Raw genomic sequence first — 26,026 nt, 5'->3', positions numbered from 1 at the left:
GCGGGGCGAGGACCCGCACTACGGCTTTCTTCGCTCCAGCCACTCCGCATGGAACATCTCTCCGCGCGGCTTGTCGGTCCGCTCGAACGTGTGGGCGCCGAAGTAGTCGCGTTGGGCTTGCAGCAGGTTCGCCGGCAGCACCGCGCGGCGGTAGCCGTCGTAATACGCCAGCGCGGTATAGAACGCCGGAACGGGGATCCCGAGGGTCGCCGCGGTCGCCGTGACGTGCCGCCACGCGTCCTGAGCCTTGTCGATCGCCTCGGCGAAGTAGGGCGCCAAGAGCAGGTTCTCCAGCTTCGGATTCGCGTCGAACGCCTCCTTGATCCGGTCGAGGAACACCGCCCGGATAATGCACCCGCCGCGCCACAGCATGGCGCAATCGCCGAAGTTCAGCGGCCAGTCATGTTCGACCGCCGCCGCCTGCAACTGCACGAATCCCTGGGCGTAGCTGACGATCTTCGACGCGTACAGCGCCTGCCGCACTTGTTCGATGAACGTCTTCTTGTCCCCCTCGTACTTCGTGCCGTGACAGTGCTCGCCGTGCGGGCCTTTGAGGACCTTGGCGGCCCGCTCGCGCTCGTCCTTCAGCGCCGACAGGCTGCGGGCGTACACGGCCTCGGTCACCAGCGTGCTGGGGACGCCCAGGTCGAGGGCAAGTTGGCTCATCCACTTGCCGGTTCCCTTGGCTCCGGCCCGGTCGAGGACCTTGTCGACCAAGTGGCCGTCTCCCAGGTCGTCCTTGACGCTGAAAATGTCGCGCGTGATCTCAATCAGGTAACTGTCGAGCTCGCCGCGATTCCACTCGGCGAACACGTCGTACAGTTCGTCGTTCGTAAGCCCGAGCGCTTCCTTCATCAGGAAGTAGGCCTCGCAAATGAGCTGCATGTCGCCGTACTCAATGCCGTTATGCACCATCTTCACGTAGTGCCCGGCCCCGCGGGGACCGACCCACTCGCAGCAGGGGATGTCGCCGTTCGGGCCGACCTTGGCGGCGATCGCCTGGAAGATCGGTTTGACGATCGGCCACGACGCGGGGCTCCCCCCGGGCATCATGCTGGGGCCTTTAAGGGCGCCCTCTTCGCCGCCGCTCACGCCGCAGCCGCAGTAGAGCAGCCCCTTCTCCTCGACGTACTTCGTCCGCCGCTCGGTGTCCGCGTAGTAGGTGTTGCCGCCGTCGATGATGACGTCGCCAGGGGAGAGCAGGGGGATGAGCGTGTCGATCAGCGCGTCGACCGCCGGCCCCGCCTTGACCATCAGGAACACCTTCCGCGGCGCGGCAAGCGACCCGACCAGTTTCTCAAGCGTCTCGCACCCGACGAAGTTCTTTCCGGCCGCTCGGCCGGCGATGAACTCCTCCATGACCGAGGTCGTACGGTTGAACACGGCGACGCAGTAACCGCGGCTTTCCACATTCAGGGCGAGGTTCTCGCCCATAACGGCGAGCCCGATGAGTCCGAAATCGGCGGAAGACATGAATGGCAGCAGGGGGTGAGGGGCCAGGGAAATGACGAGCCGGCCGCGGCCTCCCAGGTCGCCGGGAGGGGCCGCGAAATGCGAATACTCGTGATCATGCGAGAGTTTATCCCCTGAGGCAAGTTGTCACAATCGGCCGCCGCCGCACGGCCGGCGGTCACGGTCCGGCAGCCGATCGTTCGCAACGTGGCCGAGAAACTTGAATTCACGGGAACGCCGGCGGCCGTCGATTCGGTCGACGTTCGGGCGCGAGTCGCCGGCTTCCTTGATCGCGTTGCGTTCGAGGAAGGGCAGGAGGTGAGGACGAGGCGGATCTGGCGCTGGCCCGCGATCGTGGAGTTCGCCGCCGAGCAGCGGCAGCGGGGGCTCGGTCTGCGCGAGGCCGCCGTCGAGGCGGCCCGGTTGCGGTTCCGCGCGATCCTGATGACCGCGTTGTCGTCGATCTTAGGATTCCTGCCGCTGTTGTTCGCCACGGGGGCGGGAGCCGCCAGCCGGCGCGCGGTCGGCAACGCGGTCGTGGGGGGCATGGCCGCCGCGACCGTCTTCTCGCTGCTGTTGACCCCGGTCTTCTTCGTCATCTTCCGCGGCCTAGGCGAATGGGCCAAACGCCGCATCGCGCCCCCCGCCGCGACCGCCAAGCCCTGACCGCTCGCGTTTCACGGCGCCTGCCCGTAAATCGGCAACGACCCGACCCGAACCTCGATCTTTTGCAGCTCTGACTGCAACCGCGGGTCGGTCGGACCGCCGAACCCGGCGCTGAATTCTGCGGCCTGCAAGCCTTCCGGCAGGTCCTCGAGCGTCGGCAACACGGCCGCGACGGTAAACTCGCGGGCGATCCGTTCGAGCGAAATCCGCCCCCCCAGCACGGCATGGGCGAAAACGATCCCCGCGCGATCCGCCATGAGATCGACGAAGCTGAAGCCGCTGCCGCCGTGCGAGTCGACGACCTCCTTGAGCAGCCCCGCGTCGCGCGCCCCGTCGCTGCCGAGGATCACCACCAAGTGGGCCGACACGAAAAAGTGCTTCGCCAAATCGCGCCGCCCGCGCATCGTCGGCTCGCCCACGATTTCAGCGCGGCGGCGGCGTTCGGCGTCGGGGCTTAATTGTCGTTCCACCCCCGACACCGTCGGCAGCCGCGTCAGCATCCCTTGGTCGTCGAGCGCCGTCCCGATCGCCAGGAGGAACGCTTTCTCGGCGTGCTCCTTGCGGACCCGCAACGCCGCAGCGGCCGCTTGACGCACGTACCACTCCAGCAGCCGGTCCCCCTCGTCGCTTCCCCCGGCTTGGGCCTGTTCTGCTATGTTCGCGAGAGCTTGCTCCTTGAATTGCGCCACGCGTTCGATCTGTGCGATGACTTTGCGAGCGTCCTCGACGATCGGCCCCGCCGCGGCGGAACCCACGAGCCGCTGATAGACGGCCGCCGCAGGATCCTCGGGGAGCGTCGGGTCAATCGCCGCATAGATCTCGGCCAACCGCCGCCGGGTGAGCGCCGTCGCGTCGCTGATCGAACTGATCCGCCGCAGCCGCATCTCGTCGGCCACCAGCGACATGGCCAACGTGTTCACCGGGTCGAATTGCACCCGAGCGCCCGCCTCGCGCTGCAACCCCCCGACCAACAGGGGTCGCATGACGCTGGTCGCCTCGGGGCTGTGCACGGCGCCAAGCAGATGGCCCAGTTCGTGGACCAGCAGTTCCAACCGTTCCGTGTTCAAAATCCCCTGCGCCCGTTCCTTGAGCAGGATGTGCGTGTGGAGCGGAGCCCGGGTCCCTCCCAAATGGTACCGGCCGCGCTCGACCGCGTACTGGCTTGAGAACCCGATCGCCACGCCGCCGGGGACAGGAGCAACTTCACGTTCAAACTCGGCCAACGTGCGGAAGAAGTCGCGCTCGTCGTTGTCGCTGTCCCAGGCGTCGAAGCCGACCAACTCCAACCGGACGCCGCAATGGGCCTCGATCACGTCCGAGGCGGCGGCGAGTCGTGCGCGCAGGGCCGGTTCCCAAGCGGCGGCGCGACGCGGTTCGTCGTCGTCCACCAAGGCCCGCACCTTGAGCGTCGGCGTCGCGACCGCCAGCAAATCGCCCCCCGGCAGAACCAGCGGCGGGCCGGGCCGGTCGTTCAGGCCGATTTGCTCCAGCTCGATCGGCTGGCCCGGCGCGGACTGTGCGAAAAAATAGGCGCATCCCGGCGTGAGTCGCGCCGTCCGCGATTCGTCCCCCGCTGACCACTCGATTGTCAGCGATTCCAAGCCGAACACCGGTCTCGAATCGCCAGGGGCCAACATCAAGCCGCTGGGAAGGTTGTCGTCGGCGGTCGTCTTCGCGACGAGCGGGGCGGAGGTCCGATTGCTGACCACTGCGACGGCGCCGTAACTGCACGCCCCGGCGGCCCACAGCGCTACAGCCAGCCCCAGGCAGGCCCTCCTGGCAAGCATGGCAAGGGTGACGAACACGCACGGCTCCGGCGGCGAGGGCGAGCAAGGGCGGGACGGCAATCGTTCCGCTCTCGATTATTCTAGCTCGCGCGGCGGATTCGGGCGAACCGGGCGCTCGGGGGGGAGTTGGGCCCCCAACTCCAGCATCGCCAGCACGTCGCGGTCCCGGCCCGCCATCGCGAGCGTCGCGTGCAGATTCGCCAGCATCCGCGCCAGCCACTGTCGCGGCGTCGCCCGCGCAAGCGGTTGCGGAAAATCGGCGGCCGACCGCCCAGACGCCTGCTCGACCCGGGCCAGCGCCTCGTCGCGAGAAAGGATTCCCCCGCCGAAGAACGGGTCGACGTACATTGTCCGTCCGTTTCCCGCTTCCGCCTCGGCCAGAAAGTGACCTGGGGCGTTCACGCCATGCACGACGAGACCGCAGCCGTAGGCCGTTCGCTGGTAGACCAGGGTCAGCGCAATCGGCAGCCCGCGACGGGTGCGCAACACCTCGGGGAGATAGCTGTTCGCCGGGGCGTAGTAGTCGTCGCCGTTGCCCGCGAATCCCGCCACCTCGAACAAAACGTCGTGCAGGTGTGCGAGCACCGCGTCGATCGACCGCGACCGGACCCGCGACGCCACGGCCGACACGAGCCGGGCGATCGTCGCCTCGCCCGCGGCCAGATCGGCCTCGGGCATCTCATGCAGCGCGATCGCCCAGGCCGCACGGAACAACCCCGGCGGCGACCCGATCTCGGGCAAGCTCCGCCGCCAGGCGCGCATCGCCTCCGGCCGGCAATGCACCGCAGGCGGCCGATCGAACTCTTCAAGCGTCGGAGACATGGAAAGGGGAGGGGGAGTAAGGCGAAAGCCATGGCGCGTAGGTCGGGTCGGCAGTGAACCGAAGCGAGGAGCAACCGATCGCAAACGCCCTAAAGGTCTGGATTGAGCCGCGTTGTTGCGAGGTCCCTCAGTCCGACGCGACGCGTGTTTCAAAGTCCCATGATCCCATCATCCTCCCTTCCCTCGAAACTCGCCACCCTATTCCCGCGCATCGTCGTTGTCGCCCGCGATCAGGGGCACGAACGAGAAGGCGCCGAAATCCTCGATCTTCAGACCGGCCCCTTGGTTGGTGAAGCGGTACATCGTCTGGCCGCGACGGAAGCGACCGACGGGGATGATCAACCGGCCCCCCTCGGCGAGTTGCTCGACGAGCGCCTTGGGAAGCGCCGTCGCACCGGCGGCCACGAGAATCGCATCGTACGGCGCCCGCTCGGGCCAGCCGCGCGTCCCGTCGCCAATCACGACGGTCACGTTGCCGAACCCTAACCGCGCCAGTCGCCTCCGCGCCCGCTCGGCCAACTCGTCGATCCGCTCGATCGAGATCACCTCCGCCGCGAGCAGCGACAAGACGGCCGCCGCATACCCCGAGCCGGTCCCCACGTCGAGCACGCGCTCCGCGCCGACGAGTTGCGCCAGCTCGCACATCAGGGCCGTGACGCACGGCTGCGAAATCGTCTGGTCGCACCCGATCGGCAGCGAAGAGTCGATGTACGCCGACTCGCGCAAGTGACGAGGCACGAACTCCTCGCGGGGGATCGCGGCCATCGCATTGAGAATCTGCGGATCGACGATCCCGTGTCCAGGGAGTTGACGGTCGACCATCCGCGCCCGCTCGACGGCCGCGTAATGTCGCTCTTCGTCGTCGGAGTCTCGCTCGCGCCCGTCTCGCGCCATGGCCGCCTCCTCGGCGCGGACGCTCGCCGCGCCGCACGCATTGTACGCCCCCGGCGTCGAACTCGCCAAACGCCGTCAGGGCCGGGCCAATACGTTCTCCCCGGAGCGCCATGCCTTCGTCCGCTGGGGCATGCCAGACGTGTCGGGGAAACATGGCCACGACGGCGGACCGTCGAGGCCATGCCGCACGTCCGATGGAACAACGGATCGGCCCTGACTGTCGCCGGGGAGCGGATTGTTGTCGACAGGCGTCGTGGCCTATAACAAGGGTTGCCGCAGTCGTTCGGCGGCGCCCGCTTTCCTCGTCACGCAGGACTCTTGCCGTCATGTCCGACGCCCCCGTGCGACTCATTGCCGAATTCGTCGCCAAGCCCGACCGCGCCGAAGAGCTCCGACAACTCCTCACTGGGCTGATCGAGCCGACGCACCAGGAAGAAGGGTGCGTCATGTACCAACTCTGGCGCAGCCGCGAACGCCCCCAGGAGTTTTCGTTCGTCGAGGAGTGGACGAGCGAAGCGCTTCTGGAACGCCACTTGACCGCTCCCCATTTGCAGCACGCGGCGAGCCGACTTTCCGAGCTGCTCGCCAAACCGCTTGAACTGCGAAAGTTCGACCTCGTCTCGTGAATGCTCGGCGGACTCGACCGTGACAGACGATTCGTTGCGAATTCAGGTCGAACCGCGCTCGCCTGTCCGGCGCAAGCCATCTCGTCGACCATGGTTGGCGTGGGGAGGACTGGTCGTCGCGCTTGTTGCGTTGGGCGCGTTTGCGCTGTTGCGGCCGCGCGGTTTCGAAGCCCCCCCGGCCGCTCCGCAGGTCGTGGCCCAGTCGGCGGTCGTCGCGCCTCCCGCGGCCGTTGAGCCCGCGCTGCGCGAACAGGTCGTCGACGACGACGGTCGGCTCTTGTGGGCGTCGCCGACCGCGGGGCCGCCGATCGCGCTCGGCTACGTGCCGGCCGGGACGCAAGTGCTCGTCCACCTGCGCCCCGCGGCGCTCGCCGCGCACCCCGAAGGCGCCAAGGCGCTTGCCGCCCTGGGGCCATGGGGCGACAACGCCAAAGGCGAAGCGGAGCGACTCCTGGGCCTCCCCTTGGCCGATGTTGAAGAGTTGATGCTGAGCGTCACGACCGCGACCGACGACTCGCTTCTGTTCTCCCTGCGAGCCAGGCTCGTTACCGGGGCGCCGCGGCCCGCGCAATCCGAGAGCGTCGGGCGGTCCGTACGCTTCGTCGCGACAAGCCGGTCAGGCGACGCCGACGCAATCGCCGCCACGGTGTTGGTCGTCTGTTCGCAGCAACTCGCCGCTGAGCTGCGCGAGGCGTCGACGGCCCCGCCGCTCGCGGCGGACCTCGAGCGGCTGGTCGCCGCGAGCGACGCCGACCGGCTGGCGACGGTGATCTTTGCTCCCCGCTTTCTTCAGGCCAGCGGCGGCAAGCTCGTGACCGGCGCGGCCGAACCGCTTCGAGCGGCGCTCCGCTGGCTCACCGAGGATCGCGCCGCGGCGGTCGCCCTGAGCATGCACTGGGACGACGACTTCTTCTCCGAACTGCGGACCGCGCCGGTGCGCAGCGCCCCCGCGCAGCCGACCAGCGTCCGGCTTAAGTCGCAGATCCTCGCCGCACCGGCGGCAGTCGAAGAGTTCGTCGCCGCGGCGCCGTGGCATTCGCACGGACGCCGGGTGCTGATGCGTTTGCCGGCGATGCTCCGCGCGGCTTCGCGATTCGCCCGCAACGGGGTCGAGCAGAATCAAGCGGTCGTCCGCTGCTATCTGCCGGCCCCCGCGGGACACAATCTGCTGCTGGCCGCGGAGTTGGCGCTCACCCTGCCTCGCAACGAAGGCGCCCGCGCCGCGACGAGCGAGGCTCCCCTCGACTCCCGCCCCGAGACGATCGACGGCAAACTTCGGCAAACCGTGACGCTGTCGTTCCCCAAGGATACGCTCTCCCAGGCGATCGAACTGTTGGCCGCGGAAATCGAAACGCCGATCGAGATCCTTGGCAGCGATTTGTTTCTCGAAGGCATCACCAAGAACCAGTCGTTCGCGATTGATCAGCGGAACCGACCCGCGGGCGACGTGCTCGTCGAGATCCTGCGGCTGGCGAACCCCGACCGCACGGCGACCGGCCCCGCCGACCCCCGGCAGAAACTTGTCTACGTGATCCTCTCGGCGGCCGACGGCCGGGCAGGACGCATCGTCATCACGACCCGCGCCGCAGCCGCCAAACGGGGCGAAGCACTCCCCCCCGTTTTCCGGGACGAGTAACCCCCCCGGGCATATACTGGAGAAAGCCCCCCCGCGACGCCCTCCTGCAGCGTCTCTCCCGTCACCCCTTGCCGAACGCCGTCTCCCGTGTCCCCCTTTCACGTCATCTGCGTCACCTGCTCGGCTCGGCTGACAGTGCGCAACGAGGCGCTGGTGGGGAAAATCTTGGCTTGCCCCAAGTGCGGCAGCATGGTGTTGGTGGAACCTCCGGCGAGAGCGGCCGCCGCCTCATCCGCAGTCGCCGCAAATCTGGCGTCGCCCAAGGTCGCCGAACCGCCCCCCGCAGCGCCGACATTTGACGAAGTCGCGGATCTTCATGACGATCCTGCGACCTCCGAGGTTGCCTCGGCGAGCTCGGCCGAGGCGTCATCCGTGGCGCAGTCGACGGCTTCGCGGTTCCCGGAGCGGGGCTCCGCGACCGCGATTATCGGCGGCGCGCTAGCCGGCGCCGTGGTCGTCGCCGTGGCGATGACGATGTGGTCGTCGCCCCCCGCGCCGACGACCAGCGCAAACGCCGCTCCGACCTCGACCAACGCACCGCCCGGCAGCGACACGGAAACGTCCCCCGCGCCGGTCGTCGATGCGATCGACCTGACCCAAGACGACGACGCGGTCCGCGCCGCCGCACCGACGAGTCCGCCTGATTCGATCGCCCCGTCGGTTGAACGGACGCCGGAACTTCCGACGATTGCCGCCGAGGCGCCGCTCGACGAGGCCCCGACAGACCCGCGCGTCGCCGACCCCGCGGAACCGCCGGCCGATCCTTTCGCAGACCTCCCCGCGCCCGCTGCTGATTCCGTCGCGCACGAGGCAGTCGGCGCCGACGCCCCGCGGATGGTCATCGAGTCGCCGCGCGGGAGTCGCGAGATCGATCCGCTCGACCTCGATCCCGAGGGACTCGATCTGGCGTCGCTGTTCGTCCCCGCGCGTCCCGCGACGCCCGCGACCGAAGTCGCCGAGCCCGCGCCGATTGCCGAGCCTGCGCCGAGCGACCCCTCGGTCGACGCTCCCGACGCCCATACAGCAGTGCGGCGCGAATCGGTCGGCGCCCCCGTGCGTCGCCCTGACGCGGCGACGGCGCTCGAGCTGCGATTTCCCTCGATCGCGGCAAGGAAGATGCCGTTGTGCCGCTTCGTCGATTTGGCGACGCAGCTTTCCGGCGCGCCCGTGAGCGTCACTCCGCAGCAGTTGCGGCTCGCGGGGATCGTTGCAAGCCGCGGCGTCGACGTCGACATGCAGGACGCGACCTTCGAGCAGGTCCTCGTCGCTGCCGCGAAACCGCTGCGACTCGCCCCGCGCATCGTCGGCGATCAGATCGTGCTCGAGCGGACCGACCTTCCCGCGCGGCGCACGATCGAGTATGCCGTGGGCGACTTGGCGACCGGCGAGTCCGACGCCGACGCGATCGCCCGTTGGGTCCGCGAGCTCGTCGAGCCCGAATGTTGGGACGCGGTCGGCGGGGACGCCACGCTCGCGGTCGGCGGCGACAAGCTTTCGATCAACGCTCCCGAGCCGGTGCAGTACGACGTGCTGCTGCTGTTGGAGCGGATCCGCGTCGCCCGCGGCCTGCCCGCCAAGTCGCGTTATCCGGCGAAGCTCGTCGCCGGCGAGTCTCCGTACCGCATTCTCGCTCCGCGGATGACGGCCTTGGCGACGTTCACCTTCACCGATTTCACGCCGCTGCGCGAGGTCTTCCGCCACTGGCAGGAGGAACTCGAGGTCGCCGTCTTGGTCGATTGGCCGGCGCTTGCCGGGCTCGATCTCACGCCGCAGACGCGGATCGCCTGCAGCCGGCACGGCGTTCCCTGGGACGAAGCGCTCGACGCGGTCCTCGCCCCGCTGGGGCTCGGCTGGGCCGCGGTCGACGGACGGACGATCGAGATTACCAGCCTCGCGACGCTCGCCGATCGCCGCGAAACCCACCTCTACCGCGGCGTCAGCCCGGCTGCTGGCGCGATCCCCGTCGGCGACGAGGTCTACGCCCTCAACGCCTCGCCAAGCGAACACCGGCGGCTTGCGCCGCAACCGGCGCGGTGAGCTCATCGCGCAGCCGGTTGACCGCGACGCGAGTCGGCGCGGTGTTTTTTTTCATTTCCGAGCAAGCCACTCGGCAAAGGCCCGTATTCTGCGAAGTGGCACAAGACTGCGGCTGGAACTTCCCCGGCCGATTGAGGATAATACCCCTGTTCGACGACGGATCCTCGGCGCGGAATGCGGCGGACCGGCGTCGGGGGAGGGCGAGGTCGAAATTGCTCGGCGACGCGCGCGTCGCCGAGTCCCGGGGACCCCGCCGCCTACCGATCAAGGTGATCGCAGACGCACCGCGTCGAGCCGGCGAAAAGCGAACGCGCTTGCGCGTTCGTTCGGACGGCGGGGCCCCGTCTGTTTTTTCTCGACACGGCTTGTGCTCGCAGGCCGCAATTCGAACTCGATTTCGCCCGGCAGGCGGAGGTCGCCCACGAAATCGCTCGCAACCGTTCGAGCAGTCCGACCCCGGCGGTCGGCGCGGGCTCGTCCGCGCGCAAGCGTTTTCCGCCGTGACCTCCGCGCCCGCCGTGGTATGATGCTCGCTGAATTTACGCTAAACAGGGACGGGAGTCGTTGCTCGTCGTGACGCCCTCGACCGACGAAAACGCTTGCGAGGAGAATCGACTCCCGTTGCTGTTTCTCTTGTTCCTTCTGACTCGACTTGGAATCACCCTTATGTTCGCTTGCTCGTCGCGGGGACGCTTGGCGATCGGCGCCCTGGCTTTGGCTCTGTGCATTTCGACCGTTCGGGCTGAAACTCCCTACGAACCGACCCCGGCGAATCTGGCCGCGCGCGAGCAGTTTCGCGACGACCAGTTCGGCATCTTCATTCACTGGGGAGTCTACAGCGTCTTGGCCCGCGGCGAGTGGGTGATGAACGTCGAGAAGATGACCGTCGAGCAGTACGAACCGCTGGCCGAGCAGTTCAATCCCGAGAAGTTCGACGCCGATGCGTGGGTGCAGCTGTTTCAACGGGCCGGCGCCAAGTACATGACGATTACCTCGAAGCATCACGACGGCTTCTGCATGTGGGACTCGCAGCTCACCGACTGGGACGTCGTCGATCGCACCCCCTACGGCCGCGACATCCTCAAGCAATTGGCCGAGGCGTGCGAGCGGCACGGGCTGAATCTGTTCTTTTACCACTCGCAGGTCGATTGGCATCATCCCGAGTACTACCCGCGCGGCTGGACCGGGCTCACCGCCGGGCGACCGGAAAGCGGCGACTTCAACAAGTACGTCGACTACATGAACGGCCAGCTCGCGGAGCTCCTCTCCGGCGAGTACGGCCCGATCGGCGGCATCTGGTTCGACGGGTGGTGGGACCAGCAGGCCAAGCGCTCGCCCGATCGCAAGGACGCCCCCCCCCACGAGACGCTCCTCGATTGGCGTCTGCGCGAAACCTACGACCTGATTCACGAACTGCAGGGGGCGTGTCTGGTCGGCGCCAATCACCACGTGGCGCCGTTCCCTGGCGAAGACTTCCAGATGTTCGAGCGCGATCTGCCCGGCGAGAACAAGGGAGGGCACAGCCGCGACGCCGTCGTCGGCCAGTTGCCGCTCGAAACGTGCGACACGCTCAACCGCAGTTGGGGATACAACGCGGGCGACCAGAATTTTCGCAGCGTGAAGGAGTGCGTTCACTACCTCGTTCGCGCGGCGGGGCGCAATGCGAACCTCCTGCTCAACATCGGCCCTCGTCCCGACGGCACGATCGACGAAGCCTCGACCGAGCGACTCGAAGGGATCGGCCAGTGGCTCGCCAAGTACGAACGGACGGTGCGTCCCACGCGCGGCGGGCCCGTGGCGCCGCAACCGTGGGGCGTCTCGACGGTGTCGCACTCGAAGACGAGAATCGCCCCCACGCTGTTCCTCCACGTGCTCGACAGTTCCGCGGCCGACGCCGACGACTGGCTGACGCTCACGGGAACGAAGGATCTGTCCGCGGATCGCGTCGCCCTGTTTGGCGAGGACGCCCCGGCGCTGGAGACCCGCCGCAACGACGCCGGCGACTTGGAAGTGAAACACGCCTGGGATCCCGACGCGATCGACCAAGTGCTGGTCGTGTTTCCGTACGCGCCGTGAGCATGCTTGCCGTCGTTCGTTCAGCGCCCGCGAATAGCGCGCATTGTTGCGAATGATTCTGCGAGCGAGGAATCGCCAAGCGTGAGAGAGGTCGATCGCCCCGCTACGGCGAGCGGAGCAACCCTTCGACGCGTACGGGCCATTCCGGGGGGAATCCCGGCGCGGATTGCTCCGGCCCGTCGTCCCAGCCGGCGGCCATCAGCGCCGTTGCGACAAGCACCCCGCCGTTGCCCGGCAGATAGACCGGCAGTCGCGGTTCCTGGTAGTTGTGCCCGTTGGGCAAATAGCGGTTCTTCGGCGAGGGGTGCAGCAAAGCGTCGACGGCCCGCACCGGATCGCCGCAGCGGGCCCAGGTCATGGCAAGCATGGGGTAATCCCAACCCCAGGTCGATTCCCACTGCCAATTCTCCTCAACCCACGCGGCGGTGCGCCGCATGGTCGCCGGGTCGATCCCCGCCGTCCGCGGCAACACGCCCAGCGCGGCGAGCATCGACGGATGATCGTCCGGCTTAGTGAACGGTTCCGCGGCGACCGCCGCGTAACGCCCGTCGCGTACCGGCGCCGCGGCCAAGTTGGCGAGCATGCGGTCCCAGTTCGCATTGCGAGCTCGCCCCGCGCGTTCGCGCCACGCTTGCGCCGTTTCCAGGGCGTAGCGCCAGTAGGCTAGTTCATACGTCGGGTCCCGCGTCGTTCGAGGGGCGTAGCACTCCTGCGCGGGGATCAAGGGGGGCCCCAGGTGCAGCGTCCCGGCAGCGTCAGGCTCGGCAAAGTCGGCCATGAACTCGGCCGTCGCCTCGACCAAGTCCCCGTACTGGGACAGCGTCTGATCGCCGGGCCGGGCGCGGTGCACCAACTCGGCCAGCGCGATGACGTGAGGCTGCTGCCAAACGAGGAACTCGCCGACCCCGCTGGGGGAGCTCACGCCGTCGGGGCCGGTCATTTTCGGCCATCGCACGCCGGCGTAACCCTGCCGCGCGGCGATCGCGCGGGCCTGCGGCAGGATCTCGCGATACCAGGCGAGGCTCCGCTCGAGCGCCTCCTCGCGTCCCCACAGCGCGAGGTGAGCCGCATGCCACCAGTGCATTTCGAGATGCTGCTTGCCGAACCACGAGTTGCAGACGAATCCCGTCTCCTGCGGGGGGAGCGAACCGTTGTGAATCGCCGCAAGGTACTGCGACAAGACGATGCGGCGCTCGAGTTCCCGCGCGCGGGGATCGGCGACGGCGCCCAAGTCGATCGCCCCGCCGTTGCTCCAAAACGATTCCCAATGCGCCGCCGCGGCGGCGCGGACGTCGGCGAACGAAGTCGTCGCGGCGGCGGGCGCGTGTTCCGCGGGGGATGCGTCGCGGTGCGAATCGTCCGCGCGGAACTCGACGACCAGTTCCCCCGCGTCGGCCCCGAGCCAGTTGATTCGCCGCGCATGTTCGTTCCACGATTCGACGACCGCGTCGGGGCCGGGATCGCACGTCGCGAGGTACTGCATGTCGTCCACCTGTCGCGCGAACGCGACGGGGCCCGCGGGATCGCGTCGCATCGTGGTGCGATGCCGCTCGGACTGCTCGAAATCGTCGACGGCCGGTCCCCATTCGCCGCGGGGGTAGCTGAATCGCACCGCGACGCCGAGTTCCCCCCGCGTCACGAGCGGCGACTCAATCCGCACTGCGATCGCGTCGCGCCGCGGATGGGCGACAGTCGTCACGACGACCGGCTCGCCGCGGAACCGGTAACGGCTCGTCGCGACGCCGCGCCACAGGTCGAGCGTCTGTTCGAATTCCGTGAAGTCGGCCGACTCGACGGCGCCCCCGGCGTCCTGTCCCCTCCACCACAATCCGATTCGCCCGAGGTTGAACCGATGCGGATTCGCCCGAAAGTGCTCGCCGGCCGGGGTGTTCTGCCGATCGGCGTACGTCGGCGTGCGACGGCCGACGACGAACTCGCTGAGCGTCTCTTCGTAGCGCCGGCCGTCGACGTTGGGGAACCGATGCCAACCCCAGTTCGCCATCGTGTGGAGCGGGATTGCGGGGGCGAACTCGCGATCGAGCGTCTGCAATCCCGTCGCGTCGAACGCGAACGCAAACTCCCCGTTGCCGACCTGCAGGAAGTTCTCGGCCGTCGCCGCGCGATGCACGACGTTGTGGCGTGCGACCAGTGCGCGGCGATCAATCGGGGCGACGTCCCTTGCTTGCTCCGCGCTTGAGCGCAGGGCCGCGACCAGCGCGCAGAAGCCAAGCACTCGCCCGATGGGCGCTAGTCGGTGGTTCGCCATGCCAGAACTCGTCGCGGTCGGCCGCTACGCACGCAGCATGTTGGTCTGCCCCGGCACGGGGACGGGGTAGTAGCCGTCGGCGTTGGGGACGACCGGCGGGGTCGTTTGGAACGTGTAGTCCCCGATCCCCGGCGCCGCGACGCGCTCGCTCGCCAGCGCCTGGTCCCAGGTGATCGCCTTGCCGCTGTAAGCGGCCATGACCCCCATGACGGCAGTCATCGTGGCGATGGCGCCGTTGTCTCCCTCGTTGTAGATCTCGCCGCGCCGCAGCGCCGCAAACAGGTCGTGGTGCTCCTGATGGTGGGCGTCGACGCCGGGGCGACGCGAACGCCAATCTCCCTGGGAACCGAAGATGCGGAACCGGCTCACCTCGGCATGTCCGTTCGTGCCGTGGGCGTGCTCGCCGACCTCGTTCCAACAGCCGTTGATGTGCCGGGCCTGGCTGAACATTTTCGTGCCGTCGGCGTAGGAATACTCGGCCGCAAAGTGGTCGAAGATCTGCCCCACGTCCTTGCCGGTGCGAACCTGGCGCCCCCCCATCGCATGGCACTCGACGGGATGAGCGCCGCCGTCGGGACCGCCGACGATCCAGTTCCCTACGTCGAGGTTGTGGATGTGCTGTTCAACGAAGTGATCGCCGCAGAGCCAGTGGAAGTAGTACCAGTTGCGCATCTGGTATGTCATCTCGGTGTCGCCCGGTTCGCGGTTGCGGATCCAGAGTCCGCCGGAGTTCCAGTAGACCCGCGTGGCGACGACGTCGCCGATGGCGCCGTCGTGAATCCGTTGGATCGTTTCGACGTACCGGGGGTCGTGGTGACGCTGCAGCCCGATGGCGACCATCAGGTTCTTCTGCTTCGCCTGTTCGTTGGCCGCCATGAACAGCCGGACGCCAGGGGCGTCGACCGCCACGGGCTTCTCGGCGAAGACGTGCTTGCCCGCCTCGACCGCAGCCTGGAAATGGAGCGGTCGAAATCCGGGCGGCGTGGCGAGGATGACGACGTCGGACTCGACCGCCAGAGCCTTTTTGTACGCGTCGAAGCCGACGAACTGCCGCTCGGGGGGGCAGTCGACCTTGCTGTCGGACAGCAGCGGGTGGTTTTCCGCCTTGCCTTGGGCGCACTTCTCCTCGAGCGCCCTGAGGCACGCCTGCAGGTTCGGCTCGAACGCGTCGGCCAGCGCGACGACGGTCACCGGGCCCTTGGTCTCAAGGGCCTGCAGCGCCGCGCCGGCGCCGCGACCGCCGCAGCCGATGACCGCGACTTTGAACTCGCTGTTCTCGGCGACGTGGGCCGAACGAGCAATTTGCGCCGAGGCGCCGAGAATCACGCCGCCGGCCGCAAGGGCGCCGGCGCCCTGCAGAAAGTCGCGACGAGGCAGGGCGGGGCGGGACTGCTGACGAGCGGACATAATCGGACTCCTTCGATGAGTGAGCGAGAGTTCGCTGCCGGGCGACGGGTTCCGTCGGATTGCTTGTGCGAGCGAATCGCGGCGATTCGAGCAACGAACATTCGGACGGGGCCGGTGTTGACGACCGGAGTGAGTGAATTTGACGAGCGGTCCGTGCTGCGGTTACTGGGCAAGTTTCTCTGCGGCATCGATCGCCGCAGGCAACTGTCGGTCGACCACCCCGCGTACGCCGCGCCCTTCCTGCAACCGGCGTTGCACCTGCCGAGCGATCGATTCGGTCTCGGCGTCCCAAACGCGAGGCCGATCCTCCGCGGGGACCCCTCCCCACGGCCGGACGACGCGCATGCCGATGCCGGTTGCGGGCTCCTCAGTATACCACCAGGGGCTGTGGGGAGCGTTGGGGTCGGAAAGTTTCCATTCGTCGTCCTCCGACGCCTGCCGCGCAGCGACGCGGAGCCGATCGGCCGTGTCGAGCCACGACCCGCCGCGGACCGCGCGGGGATAGGACTTCGTCGGCCAGCGAACCGCGCGGGCGCCGTCGACGGGCTCGGCGCCGACGCCGCGGAGTTGTTCGTACTGGTCGGGGGCGTACTCGTCGAGCGTCCATTCGGCGACGTTTCCCAGCATGTCGTGCAGACCCCAGGCGTTCGGCTGTTTCCCGCCGACGGGGTGAGTCTCGTAGTCGGCGTTGTCGTCGAACCAGGCGTAGTCCTCGAGCCCGTCGGCCTCGTCGCCGAAGGAGTACGCGGTCGTCGTTCCCGCGCGGGCGGCGTATTCCCACTCGGCTTCGGTCGGCAAGCGATAGTCGCGACCGGTCAGGCCGCTGAGCCATTTTGAGTACTGCCGGGCGGCGAACGGAGTCATCGACACGGCCGGCTGCTCGGGCGACTCGCCGGCGCTGTAGGTGAAGCTCGGATCGTAGAGCGGCGTCGGGCACGTCACGGCGTCGACGACGGCCACGCCGTCGGCGTCGACCGGCACGACGTGCTCGCCGATGATCGCATGCTCGGGCGAGGCCGCGGCAAGCTGCTCGAATTGCTTGAACCGTTCGTACATCGCCATGTACGACTGGTACTCGGCCCAGGTCACCTCGTGTCGGCCGACCCACATGGGGGCAATCCGGACGCGCACCTGCGGGCCCTCGTCCTCGCTGCGGTCGGCCTCGTCCTCAGGGCTCCCGAGCAGAAACTCGCCACCCGGGATCGGGATCATCTCGAACGTGACGTCCGTCCCGGGGATCGTCTCGAAGTAGGGCGCCATGAACTTGCCGTCGACCTCGACGTAAGGCCCCTCTGCAGGCCGGGCGTCGACGATTCCCGGCCCGGACGGCAACGGCGTCTCTTTCGCGCCGACGAACCCGCTCGTGAATCCGCCCGACGCAAGAACGAGCGCGAGACGCACGCTCGGAAGCAGCAGGCCTCGCGATCGACAATCAAGGCACGACATGGCGCAGCAACAGCGTGAGGACAGGTGCAGAGACGGCGCCGGCGATCGAGCGAACTCGATTGTTCCGCCGACGGTCCTACCAGGATAGGCTGAGCCGCGGCGGCTCGCAACGACCGCTTACTCCCCGCCGGGGGGACGTTGTATATTGACGACGCCCGTCCCCCGCGAGTCGCTCTCCTTCGGATCCGTTCGAAATGGCATCGGTCGTGCGTCAAGAAGTCGTGTCCGCCGCGGACACGGTCGTCGTCAAAGTCGGGAGCCGCGTGCTCGCGGGGCCCGACGGCACGCTCGACGATGCGCGCGTCGCGAGCATTGCCGATCAGATCGCCGTGCAGCACGCCGCCGGTCGGCGCATCGTATTGGTCAGCAGCGGGGCTGTGGCCGCGGGGATCGGTCGGCTGGGGCTCAAGCGGCGCCCAACGAACGTCGCCGAGTTGCAGGCGACTGCCGCCGTCGGGCAAAGCCGGCTCATCGAATCGTACAACAAGGCCCTCGCCGTCCACGGGCTGAGCGCCGCGCAGGTCTTGCTCACGGCCGAGGATTTGCGCGATCGCACGCGCTACCTCAACGTGCGCAACACGCTGTTGGCCGTGTTTCGCGTCGGAGCGGTGCCGATCATCAACGAGAACGACACCGTGTCGGTCGAGGAACTGCAAATCAGCTTCGGGGACAACGACCGACTGGCTGCGCTGGTGACGAACCTGCTGAGGGCGCCGCTGTTGGTGCTGTTGTCCGACGTCGAGGGGGTGTACGACCGGCATCCATTGGAGCCGGGAGCGCAGGTGCTGTCGACGATCACCAATCTTGCAGCGGCGCGCGGCGAGTTGGTGCACGACACGCTTCAGGTCGGCGGGCTGCGGCTCAGCACGGGGGGGATGGCGAGCAAGCTGCGCGCCGCAGGGATCGCGGCCAGCGCCGGCGAAAACGTGATCATCGCCGCGGGGCGACGCCCCGACGTTCTGACGGACGTGCTCGCCGGCGAAGAAGTCGGGACGCTCATCTTGCCCGAGGGACGAAGCATCGACAGCCGCAAACGGTGGATCGGCTGGAGCGCTCGACCCGCGGGCAAGCTGACGCTCGACGACGGCGCCCGCGCGGCAGTCGTCGCGCAGGGGCGCAGTCTGCTGGCCGTGGGAGTCCGCGGCGTCGAGGGGGACTTCGTCAAGGGAGACGTCGTGAGCCTGTGCGACGTCGCGGGGACCGAATTCGCTCGGGGGCTGATCAATTACGCCGCCCCCGAGATGGAAAAGATCGCCGGCCAATCGACCGAGCGGATTGCGGATCTGCTCGGCCATTGCCCCTACGACGAAGTCGTCCACCGAGACAATCTGGTGCTGGTAAGTTGACGCCAGCGGTCGCCAGCGAGGTTTGTCCGGGGCGAGGCGAACCCGTCATAGTCGGCACGACCGGACCCTCACGAGCCGGTCGGGGCCCGCGCCGGGCGAGAGTGTTGGAATCGGCGGTTCGGTCTGATTAGCGTGGACAGAAGAGCGGCGCCTCGGTCGCCGCACCCTGGTCACGCAGAACCCAAAGTGCCGCCATGCGCCGCCTGCTGCTCGCCTATGTCATGTCGTCGATTGCGACCGTCGGACGCGCCGACGAGACGTTGCCCCCGGGCCCTGCGGTTCCGACAGAGACGGCTGTCGTCGTCCCGAACGCGTCCGTCACGCTGTCGGCCGCCGAGCAGCGTCTGCACGACTACTTGTACTTCATCTATCCGCAGTACGTCGCGGCGCTGCAGGATCACATCCAACTTGCCCAGAGGGAAGTCGACGTCCTTGCGGCCCGCGTGAAGGCGTATCGGCCGTTTGAGTCGTTTCGGCAGAACTCGCCGACGTGGACCGCGGAGCAAGACGCGCGGCTGGCATTGCTGGCGGCCGAGCAGCGATTGCGGATGCTGCGGCGAATCGACGCCGACCTGTGGATCTACCACCGCGCGAACATCGCGCGACTGACGGTCGGAGCAAGTTGCGTCCAGTAACGGGCGGTTGAGCGATCGTTCGCGGGCGACTTGGCGCCGCGTCATCAAGCCACCGCTCGGCATTCAGCCTGCGCGGCCAACGCGCAGAACCGCTGCGCATCGCCGGCAAGGAATTCCGCGGCAAAGCGAGTCAGATCTTCGAGCAGCGCCTCGAATCCTTCCGACTCGATCTCGTGTCGCTCGGCGAGCAGCGAGCTCGACTCTTCGACCCCGAGCAGGCGCATGTACTCGGCATGTTCGAGGACCCAGTCGCCGACTCGAAAGCGGACTTCTGCGAGCCCCCACTGGTAGCGCAGTTCGATGGCGCGATCGCCGGCGACGAATCGACCCTCGGCGGAATGTCCCTCGTCCGAGACCTCTCCCGGCTCGAAGCCGAACCCGGCGTAGTTGAGGAGCGGAGCGAGAATCCGAGAACCGGCGAGCAGCCGGGTTTGCGGGTCGAAGGCCATGCGCGATCCTTGTCCTGAGGAAGCGTGCCGACGAGCGAGCCAAGAGGGCTCGGCTGGCGACGCCGCGGAGCGCGGGCTCGAAGGGCGTCGTGTGGTCGGTCTGGGGCAAGTTCGTCCTGCCCGTCCGCTTGGTTCGGGGTCTTAGTGTACGTGGCGCAGGCGCTTGCTCAATTACAATTCTCCGCGGTCAGCGCGATTGGTGCGCACAGTTCCTGGCCAGCGACATGGTTCAACTGACGATGCGGTTGGCGTAACATGTTGGCTTCGCTGCGGTTATCGATCTCGGCGGAGAACATCCAAAGAACGCGGAGGCGGTCATGCACATCGGAAATAATTCAGGAATTCTCGCCGTCATCGTCGCATTGGCGACGAGTTCGGCGGAGTGTCGCGCGGCTGAGGAGGGGGCGAATCATGTGCGGAGGGATTACCCCATTCGACCCGTTGCGGCCACGGCGGTGCGTTTTGCCGACGAGTTTTGGGCGCCGCGGTTGGAGACGAATCGCACGGCGACGATCCCCACCTCGTTCGCCAAGTGCGAAGAAACGCACCGCCGCGAGAACTTCTTGATCGCCGCGGGAAAAAGCGACGCCGCTTGGGAGGGAGACTACGGCTTCAACGACAGCGACATCTACAAAGTGATCGAAGGCGCCTCGTACGCGCTGATGACGCGCCCCGATCCGAAGCTTGACGAGTATCTCGACGGATTGATCGCCGACGTCGCGGCCGCTCAGGAACCAAGCGGATATCTTTACACCCTGTGGACCGCAAAGAAGAAACCCGCCAACTACGATCGCATGGTCGTGCGAGTCCGCGAGAAGCCGTTCGACAACTTGCAGCACGATCACGAACTGTACAACTACGGCCACTTGTACGAGGCGGCGGTCGCCCACCACGCGGCGACCGGGAAGCGGTCGCTGCTGGACGTGGCGATTCGCACCGCGGACCAACTGGTCCGGGAGTTCGGCCCCGGCAAGATCGAGTCGACCAGCGGCCATCCTGAGATCGAGGTCGGGCTGGTCAAGCTGTATCGCGCGACCGGCAAGCAGGAGTACTTGGACCTTGCCCGATACTTCATCGATCTCCGAGGACGCAAGACGAAGGATCGTCCCCAGTTGTGGGGCGAGTACTGTCAGGATCACGCCCCGATGCTCGAACAGGACGAAGCGGTCGGACATGCGGTGCGGGCGCTCTACCTCTACGCGGGAGTCGCCGACGTCGCGGCCCTTACGGGCGACGAGCGGTACGTCGCCGTGATGGATCGGTTGTGGCGCAACGTGGTCGGGAAGAAGCTGTACGTCACCGGCGGCGTCGGCGCCACGGGCCGGGGAGAGGCGTTCGGCCGCAATTTCGAACTCCCCAACGCGACGGCGTACTGCGAGACGTGCGCCCAGATCGCCAACGTGCTGTGGAATCACCGCCTGTTCCTGTTGCACGGCGACGCGAAGTACGCCGACGTCATGGAACGGACGTTGTACAACGGATTTCTGTCGGGGGTGGCGCTCGACGGGACGCACTTTTTTTACCCCAATCCGCTGGCGAGCGACGGGGGGGCCCAACGAAGCGAGTGGTTCGGGTGCCCCTGCTGTCCGTCGAACGTCTGCCGATTCATGCCCTCGACGCCGGGATTCGTGTACGGGGTGCGCGACGACGTGATCTACGTGAACCTGTTCGTCGCGGGGGAGGCGACTCTCGACGTCGACGGCGGCCAAGTCGTCGTCCGGCAGGAGACGAAGTATCCCTGGGACGGTCGGATCCGTTTGACCGTGACGCCGAGCGACCCAGGGCGCGAACTGACGCTCAAGGTGCGCGTCCCCGAGTGGGCCCGCAACATCGCCAACGCCGAGGGGTTGTACGAATTCGCCGACGCTGCGCCCAAGCCGGCGCGGGTGACCCTCGACGGCGAGCCGGCGTGGCGACCCGCGGACGGCGGGTACGCGACGATCTCGCGGGAGTGGAACGGCGAGGAGATCGTCGAACTCGACTTGCCGATGCCGGTGCGGAGGGTCATCGCCGACGAACGGGTCGTCGCCGATCGGGGTCGAACGGCTCTGCAACGCGGGCCGCTGGTGTATTGCCTCGAGCATCCCGACGTGCCGGACGGGCAAGTCTCGAATCTCGTCGTACCCGACGACGCCCCGTTCGCGCCGCGGGTCGAGGACTCGCTCTTGGGGGGCGTGACGGTGTTGGAAGGGACCGTCACGGCGACGCATTACGAACAGCACGACGGCGAGCGCCAAGTTGCAGCCAAGCCGGTCGCGGTCCGCGCGATCCCCTACTACGCTTGGGCCCATCGCGGGCGGGGACAGATGGCCGTATGGCTGCCGCGGACGCTCGACGCGGCCGACCCGTTGCCGGCCCCGACGGTGGCCAATCGCAGCCGCGTCACGGCCTCTCCCGGGGCGCAGGGCAACCTCGCCGCGGTGGCCGACGGTCGCGTCCCGCGACGGTCGATCGACCACGAGCCCGCTTTCATCCACTGGTGGCCCCGCAAGGGGGAGGAAGCGTGGATCGAGTACGACTTCACCGAACCGGTGCGCGTCACGGCGGTCGAAGCGTATTGGTTCGACGACACGGGCTTGGGCGAATGCCGCGTCCCGGCCGCATGGAAGCTGATGCTCAAGGACGAGGCGGGCGAGTGGGACGAAGCTCCCGGCGCCGCGGAGCACGGTTGCGAACCTGATCGGATGAATCGCTGCGAGATCCAACCGAGGCTCGCCCGCGGATTGCGGCTGGAACTGACGATGCAGCCCGGCTGGTCGGCGGGCGTGCATGAGGTGAGCGTGGAGACCGCAGAGCGGTAGTCCTCGCCCAGAACCGCGAACGGCGCGAAGAGCGCAAACAACAGGAGCGGCAGCGAACTCGATGCGACGGCAGACGACCTAAACTTGGCGCAGCTGCTCGCCGGCTCTCGTCCAGGCAAGCCGAGTACGGTTGTCTGTTCGCGTCCTGTTGCGCGTTTCGCGGTTGATTGCGACGTGCGCGAGCGACGTTTCAACGCGCTCAAGCGGCGTGGTCGCTGACGACTAGCTCCGCGACGCGGACGCAGAAGTTGTCGTTCAGCACCAGAACTTCGCCGCGGGCGACCAAGCGGCCGTTGACGTAGATGTCGGCCGGGTCGCCGGCGAGTTTGTCGAGCGGGACGACGGCTCCCTTTTTGAGTCGCAGCACGTCTTCCAGGTGCATGTGGGTGCGGCCCAGTTCGATCGTGAGATCGAGTTGCACGTCGCGCATGAGATCGAGCGTGGCGCTGTCGGGGTTGGCCGACGCGCCGGCGAAATCCTGGAACTCGAACTGCTTGATCCCGCGCGGCAAGGGGGCGAGCGGCTCGTCGAACGATTCGAGCGCAGCCTCGGCCTTGTTGAGCAGGGCTTCGACGTCGCTTTGCGAGACGATCGGCTCCGGGGCCGCGGCGACTGCGGCCGCTGGCCGGGGGGCGGGACGCGGGGTCGCCGCGGGGGCCTTGGAGGCGGGCTGCCCGCCAGCGCCGCCGGCCAACAGACGTTCGATTTCGGACTGGTCGAGCGCCGCGTCGTCGCTCCCGGCCTCGGGAGCCTTGCTCGGGGAGGGAGGGGGGGCGCCCCCCGCCGCTTGCTGGGCGCTCTTGAGCAACTGTTCGATTTCGTCTTGCCCGATTTGTTCGTCTGCCATCGGAATCCTTTCCTCGCTGCGTCGTCCTCCCGTCGGCCGGGCCGGCGCGGCTACCGCTCGATGAATGAGAACTTCGGAATCACGATCTGTCGCAGCAGGGGTTTGCCCAGGGCGCGGTTCGCCTTGTCGAGCAGCTTGCGTTTAATGACGTCAAGATCGGCGTCCGTGAAATCCGTGATCTCCATGCCGCGCATCGTCACCGTGACCTGTTCGCTGATGCGGTTCTGGTTGACGAGGAACATCTCGGTGAAGGCCGACTCCTCGTTCGCCAGCACCGTGCCGAACAGGTCGAAGTCGATGTTGACGCTGGTGCCGGTGTTGGGATCGTACGTAAGAACGTGGTAGCTGCCCAGACTGACTTCGCGGGTGTTTTCGGCGACGACCCGGGGGGTCGCGCCGTCGGTCCCTTCGCCCGCTTTGTCGCTGCTAGCGTCGGAGGCAAGCTTGACGCCGACCTTCTCCACGTCCTCGGCGGAGGGGAGGATCATCGAGGCGGCGACGATCTCCAAGAGCACGATCGTCGAAACGAACGCCAGGGCCTTGAGCAGCGTCAGCAGGCTCCGCTTGCCCGAGGGAGAGGCTGAATCTTGCGACATGGCTGGGATCCTTGGATTCGTGGATTCGCTAGCAGGGTCGTCCGGCAGGCCGGAGCGAGGCACGAGGGTCGCAGGGGAGCGGGGACTGGGGAAGGGAAGACTCGAGCGTTCGGCGAGCGTTCAAGGGGCGGATCCGGCGCCGGAGCTCGGCAACGCATCGAAGTCTTCGATCCGTTCGTCCCACATGAGCACCTGCACCCGGGCGTTGCGTTTCAGTTGGTCGGGATCGACCCCGTTGTAGATCGGCTCGGTCGCTCCGGCCGCCGTGAGCCGAATCCGCGCGGATTCGATCCCTTGTTTGACGAAGTAGTCGCGAACCGCCCGGCTGCGGGCGAACGCCAGATCGTAGTGATCGCGATAACCCGCGGCGGGATTGACCGGTGCGCTGGTCGTGTGGCCGCGAAGTTCCAGCTTCTGCGGCTTGCCGGAGATCTGGTCGATGATCACGTCGAGTCCCTTGCGGACCTCGTCGGTGATCTCGGCTGCATTGCCGTCGAAGTAGACGACGCCGCCGGCCGTGGCGTCGTCGCCGGGGCGAACGATTTGCACGCGGTCGTTTTCGCCGACGACGGCTTTCACGTCGGCGCCGCCGTTGTGCGTATCTTTCCGTTTCGCTCGTCCCATCATCATGACGTGTTCCTGCTGGGTCGAATTCCGCGGGCGGATGTCGCCGGGAATGAGCGTCGCGCTCGACATCTCGTGCCCGAACATCTCGCGAAACGACTCGACCATCGCTTGGTACTTGCGATCCTCCTTAATCTCGCTCATCGAGACGAGCATGATGAAGAAGGTCAACAGCAACGACATCATGTCGCCGAACGTGACGACCCACTCGGGGACTCCCGGCGCCGGTTCTTCTGGGATGGCCATGGGAGGGACGGGGGGGTGAGCGACTGGTGACTGGGGGGTCGTCTTCGACTTTGCCGACTTCTTCCCCGCCTCAGGCCGCGTCTTTCGCGGCGCGCAGTTTCGGCGGGACGAAGGTGTTGAGTTTCTGTTCGATGACCCGCGGGTTCTCGCCCGATTGGATCGCCATGATCCCTCGGATGATGATGTCCATAGCGAGCAGTTCTTGCTTGTTGGTGTATCCCAACTTTTCGGCGAAGGGGAGGAACGCGCAATTCGAGATGACCGCCCCGTAGAGGGTGGTCAGCAGCGCGACGGCCATCCCGGCGCCGATCTTCGAGGGGTCGCTCATGTCGCCGAGCATGATGATCAGTCCCATCAGCGTGCCGATCATGCCGAACGCGGGAGCGAACCGACCCATGCAATCGAGCACCGCTTTGCCGTCGCGGTGCCGGGTGGCGACCGCGTCCATCTCGGTGCGGAGAATGTCTTCCATCACCTCGGGGCGAGTGCCGTCGACGGCCATTTGCACCCCGAGGACGACGAACTGGTTGTCGATCTCCCCCAGTTTGCTCTCCAAGGCCAGCAAGCCGTCCCGCCGCGCGGTTTCGGCGAGGCCGACGATCTCGTCGATGAGGTTGGGGATCGAGTCGAGCTTGTAGAAGAAGACCTTCATGGTCACTTTGAACACGCTGAAAAAGCTCCCCAAGGGAAAGCAGATCAGGGCTGCGGCGATCGAACCGCCGATGACGACCATCATGGACGGATAGTCGATGAAGGCGGCGAGATTGCCGCCGCCGATAATGATGGACCCCAGAACCAGGCCCAGCGCGGCGATCAATCCGATTAGCGAAGCAATATCCATGGTCGGTCAATCGACAGGCTGCGAGTCGCGAGAACGGCGCGATCCCCCGGCGGACTCGCCCCACACGATCGGAGCGGATGCGGAGCCGGCGCAACGAACTTCTCGGCAATATTCCCGACAACCATAGCATCGCCCTGCGACGCCGGGGCGGAGTCGGCGGGGGAAGTCGGCGAAGCCGCAGCGTCGGCCGGAACCGGCGCGGCCGGCGCAGGACGCACAATCGGCACGACCGGCCGCGACGATCGGATTCTGGAAGACGCGCCGATGCGCAGAGAGCGCAAGCTGATTGAGAACGGACCCTACGCGGCGTCGGGCAAAAGTCGAATCGTCCGGCGGTACTCGAGCGTGCGGTCGAGCACTTCCTCCGGCGATTCCGCGACGACGATCCGCTCGCCGGACACGAGCGTGATGAACGTATCGGGCCGCTGCTCGACGTACTTGATCAACTCCGCGTTGAGCAGAAAGGCCTCGCCGTCGAGGTGGGTGAGTTTGATCATGGAAAAGGCGAGAAGAAAAGGAGGGAGCC

Annotated in this window: 21 protein-coding genes; 8 read left to right on the top strand and 13 right to left on the bottom strand. The window is 67.2% G+C overall.

Translation table 11 applies throughout. From position 1 onward, the window contains the following. Positions 1–18 precede the first annotated feature (18 nt). Positions 19–1,473 (bottom strand): decarboxylating NADP(+)-dependent phosphogluconate dehydrogenase, encoded by a 1,455-nt coding sequence (gene gnd, locus KF688_01655; GenBank protein MBX3424361.1) that lies wholly within the window; start codon positions 1,471–1,473, stop codon positions 19–21. Between the two features lie 123 nt (positions 1,474–1,596). Between gnd and KF688_01650 the strand changes: the two genes are divergently transcribed. Continuing rightward, positions 1,597–2,118: an efflux RND transporter permease subunit gene (locus KF688_01650; GenBank protein MBX3424360.1), complete on the top strand. Its 522-nt coding sequence runs from the start codon at positions 1,597–1,599 to the stop codon at positions 2,116–2,118. Positions 2,119–2,129: 11 nt separating this feature from the next. Here the strand turns inward: KF688_01650 and KF688_01645 are convergent, their stop codons facing one another. From KF688_01645 to KF688_01635, 3 genes are all read right to left on the bottom strand, one after another. Further along, entirely contained in the window at positions 2,130–3,923 is a 1,794-nt protein-coding gene (locus tag KF688_01645; protein MBX3424359.1) for a hypothetical protein, read from the bottom strand. Between the two features lie 57 nt (positions 3,924–3,980). After that, entirely contained in the window at positions 3,981–4,727 is a 747-nt protein-coding gene (locus KF688_01640; protein MBX3424358.1) for a transglutaminase family protein, read from the bottom strand. A 198-nt stretch (positions 4,728–4,925) separates the two neighbouring features. Continuing rightward, positions 4,926–5,621, bottom strand: a complete 696-nt coding sequence (locus tag KF688_01635; protein MBX3424357.1) for a protein-L-isoaspartate(D-aspartate) O-methyltransferase — start codon at positions 5,619–5,621, stop codon at positions 4,926–4,928. Between the two features lie 326 nt (positions 5,622–5,947). On the opposite strand from KF688_01635, the gene KF688_01630 reads away from it, so the two are divergent. The 4 genes from KF688_01630 (at position 5,948) to KF688_01615 (ending at position 11,996) form a co-directional block, all read left to right on the top strand. Continuing rightward, on the top strand, positions 5,948–6,247 hold the full coding sequence (locus KF688_01630) for an antibiotic biosynthesis monooxygenase (protein ID MBX3424356.1): 300 nt from the start codon (positions 5,948–5,950) through the stop codon (positions 6,245–6,247). Between the two features lie 19 nt (positions 6,248–6,266). After that, complete coding sequence (locus KF688_01625; GenBank protein ID MBX3424355.1) at positions 6,267–7,883, top strand: hypothetical protein; 1,617 nt, start codon at positions 6,267–6,269, stop codon at positions 7,881–7,883. Positions 7,884–7,970: 87 nt separating this feature from the next. Beyond that, positions 7,971–9,920, top strand: a complete 1,950-nt coding sequence (locus KF688_01620) for a hypothetical protein (GenBank protein MBX3424354.1) — start codon at positions 7,971–7,973, stop codon at positions 9,918–9,920. Positions 9,921–10,586: 666 nt separating this feature from the next. Beyond that, positions 10,587–11,996: an alpha-L-fucosidase gene (locus KF688_01615; protein ID MBX3424353.1), complete on the top strand. Its 1,410-nt coding sequence runs from the start codon at positions 10,587–10,589 to the stop codon at positions 11,994–11,996. A 103-nt stretch (positions 11,997–12,099) separates the two neighbouring features. Here the strand turns inward: KF688_01615 and KF688_01610 are convergent, their stop codons facing one another. From KF688_01610 to KF688_01600, 3 genes are all read right to left on the bottom strand, one after another. Continuing rightward, a complete protein-coding gene (locus tag KF688_01610) occupies positions 12,100–14,262 on the bottom strand; it encodes a hypothetical protein (protein MBX3424352.1) in 2,163 nt (720 codons plus the stop codon). A 24-nt stretch (positions 14,263–14,286) separates the two neighbouring features. Beyond that, positions 14,287–15,669: a Gfo/Idh/MocA family oxidoreductase gene (locus KF688_01605; GenBank protein ID MBX3424351.1), complete on the bottom strand. Its 1,383-nt coding sequence runs from the start codon at positions 15,667–15,669 to the stop codon at positions 14,287–14,289. Positions 15,670–15,831: 162 nt separating this feature from the next. Next, positions 15,832–17,115 (bottom strand): formylglycine-generating enzyme family protein, encoded by a 1,284-nt coding sequence (locus KF688_01600; protein ID MBX3424350.1) that lies wholly within the window; start codon positions 17,113–17,115, stop codon positions 15,832–15,834. 194 nt (positions 17,116–17,309) lie between these two features. Here KF688_01600 and proB point away from each other — a divergent pair, with 194 nt between their 5' ends. Both proB and KF688_01590 read left to right on the top strand, forming a co-directional pair. Next, positions 17,310–18,461, top strand: coding sequence for a glutamate 5-kinase (gene proB / locus KF688_01595; protein ID MBX3424349.1), 1,152 nt, complete (start codon positions 17,310–17,312; stop codon positions 18,459–18,461). A 194-nt stretch (positions 18,462–18,655) separates the two neighbouring features. Then, complete coding sequence (locus tag KF688_01590; protein ID MBX3424348.1) at positions 18,656–19,096, top strand: hypothetical protein; 441 nt, start codon at positions 18,656–18,658, stop codon at positions 19,094–19,096. Positions 19,097–19,140: 44 nt separating this feature from the next. Here KF688_01590 and KF688_01585 read toward each other — a convergent pair whose 3' ends face one another. Then, complete coding sequence (locus KF688_01585) at positions 19,141–19,545, bottom strand: hypothetical protein (protein ID MBX3424347.1); 405 nt, start codon at positions 19,543–19,545, stop codon at positions 19,141–19,143. Positions 19,546–19,862: 317 nt separating this feature from the next. On the opposite strand from KF688_01585, the gene KF688_01580 reads away from it, so the two are divergent. After that, a complete protein-coding gene (locus KF688_01580) occupies positions 19,863–22,346 on the top strand; it encodes a glycoside hydrolase family 127 protein (protein MBX3424346.1) in 2,484 nt (827 codons plus the stop codon). A 199-nt stretch (positions 22,347–22,545) separates the two neighbouring features. On the opposite strand, the gene fliN is transcribed toward KF688_01580, so the two are convergent. The 5 genes from fliN to KF688_01555 all read right to left on the bottom strand — a co-directional run bounded on the left by fliN (position 22,546) and on the right by KF688_01555 (position 25,997). Beyond that, positions 22,546–23,193, bottom strand: coding sequence for a flagellar motor switch protein FliN (gene fliN / locus KF688_01575; protein MBX3424345.1), 648 nt, complete (start codon positions 23,191–23,193; stop codon positions 22,546–22,548). 50 nt (positions 23,194–23,243) lie between these two features. Continuing rightward, the gene (locus KF688_01570; protein MBX3424344.1) at positions 23,244–23,789 is read right to left on the bottom strand and encodes a hypothetical protein; all 546 of its coding nucleotides are present in this window, start codon (positions 23,787–23,789) and stop codon (positions 23,244–23,246) included. A gap of 120 nt (positions 23,790–23,909) precedes the next feature. Next, on the bottom strand, positions 23,910–24,659 hold the full coding sequence (locus KF688_01565; protein MBX3424343.1) for an OmpA family protein: 750 nt from the start codon (positions 24,657–24,659) through the stop codon (positions 23,910–23,912). 70 nt (positions 24,660–24,729) lie between these two features. Then, positions 24,730–25,500: a MotA/TolQ/ExbB proton channel family protein gene (locus tag KF688_01560; GenBank protein MBX3424342.1), complete on the bottom strand. Its 771-nt coding sequence runs from the start codon at positions 25,498–25,500 to the stop codon at positions 24,730–24,732. 299 nt (positions 25,501–25,799) lie between these two features. Next, positions 25,800–25,997: a flagellar FlbD family protein gene (locus KF688_01555; protein ID MBX3424341.1), complete on the bottom strand. Its 198-nt coding sequence runs from the start codon at positions 25,995–25,997 to the stop codon at positions 25,800–25,802. Positions 25,998–26,026 lie beyond the last annotated feature (29 nt).

This window comes from Pirellulales bacterium (assembly GCA_019636345.1).
Taxonomy (GTDB): Bacteria; Planctomycetota; Planctomycetia; order Pirellulales; family Lacipirellulaceae.
This window is presented reverse-complemented; position numbering and strand designations above follow the sequence as displayed.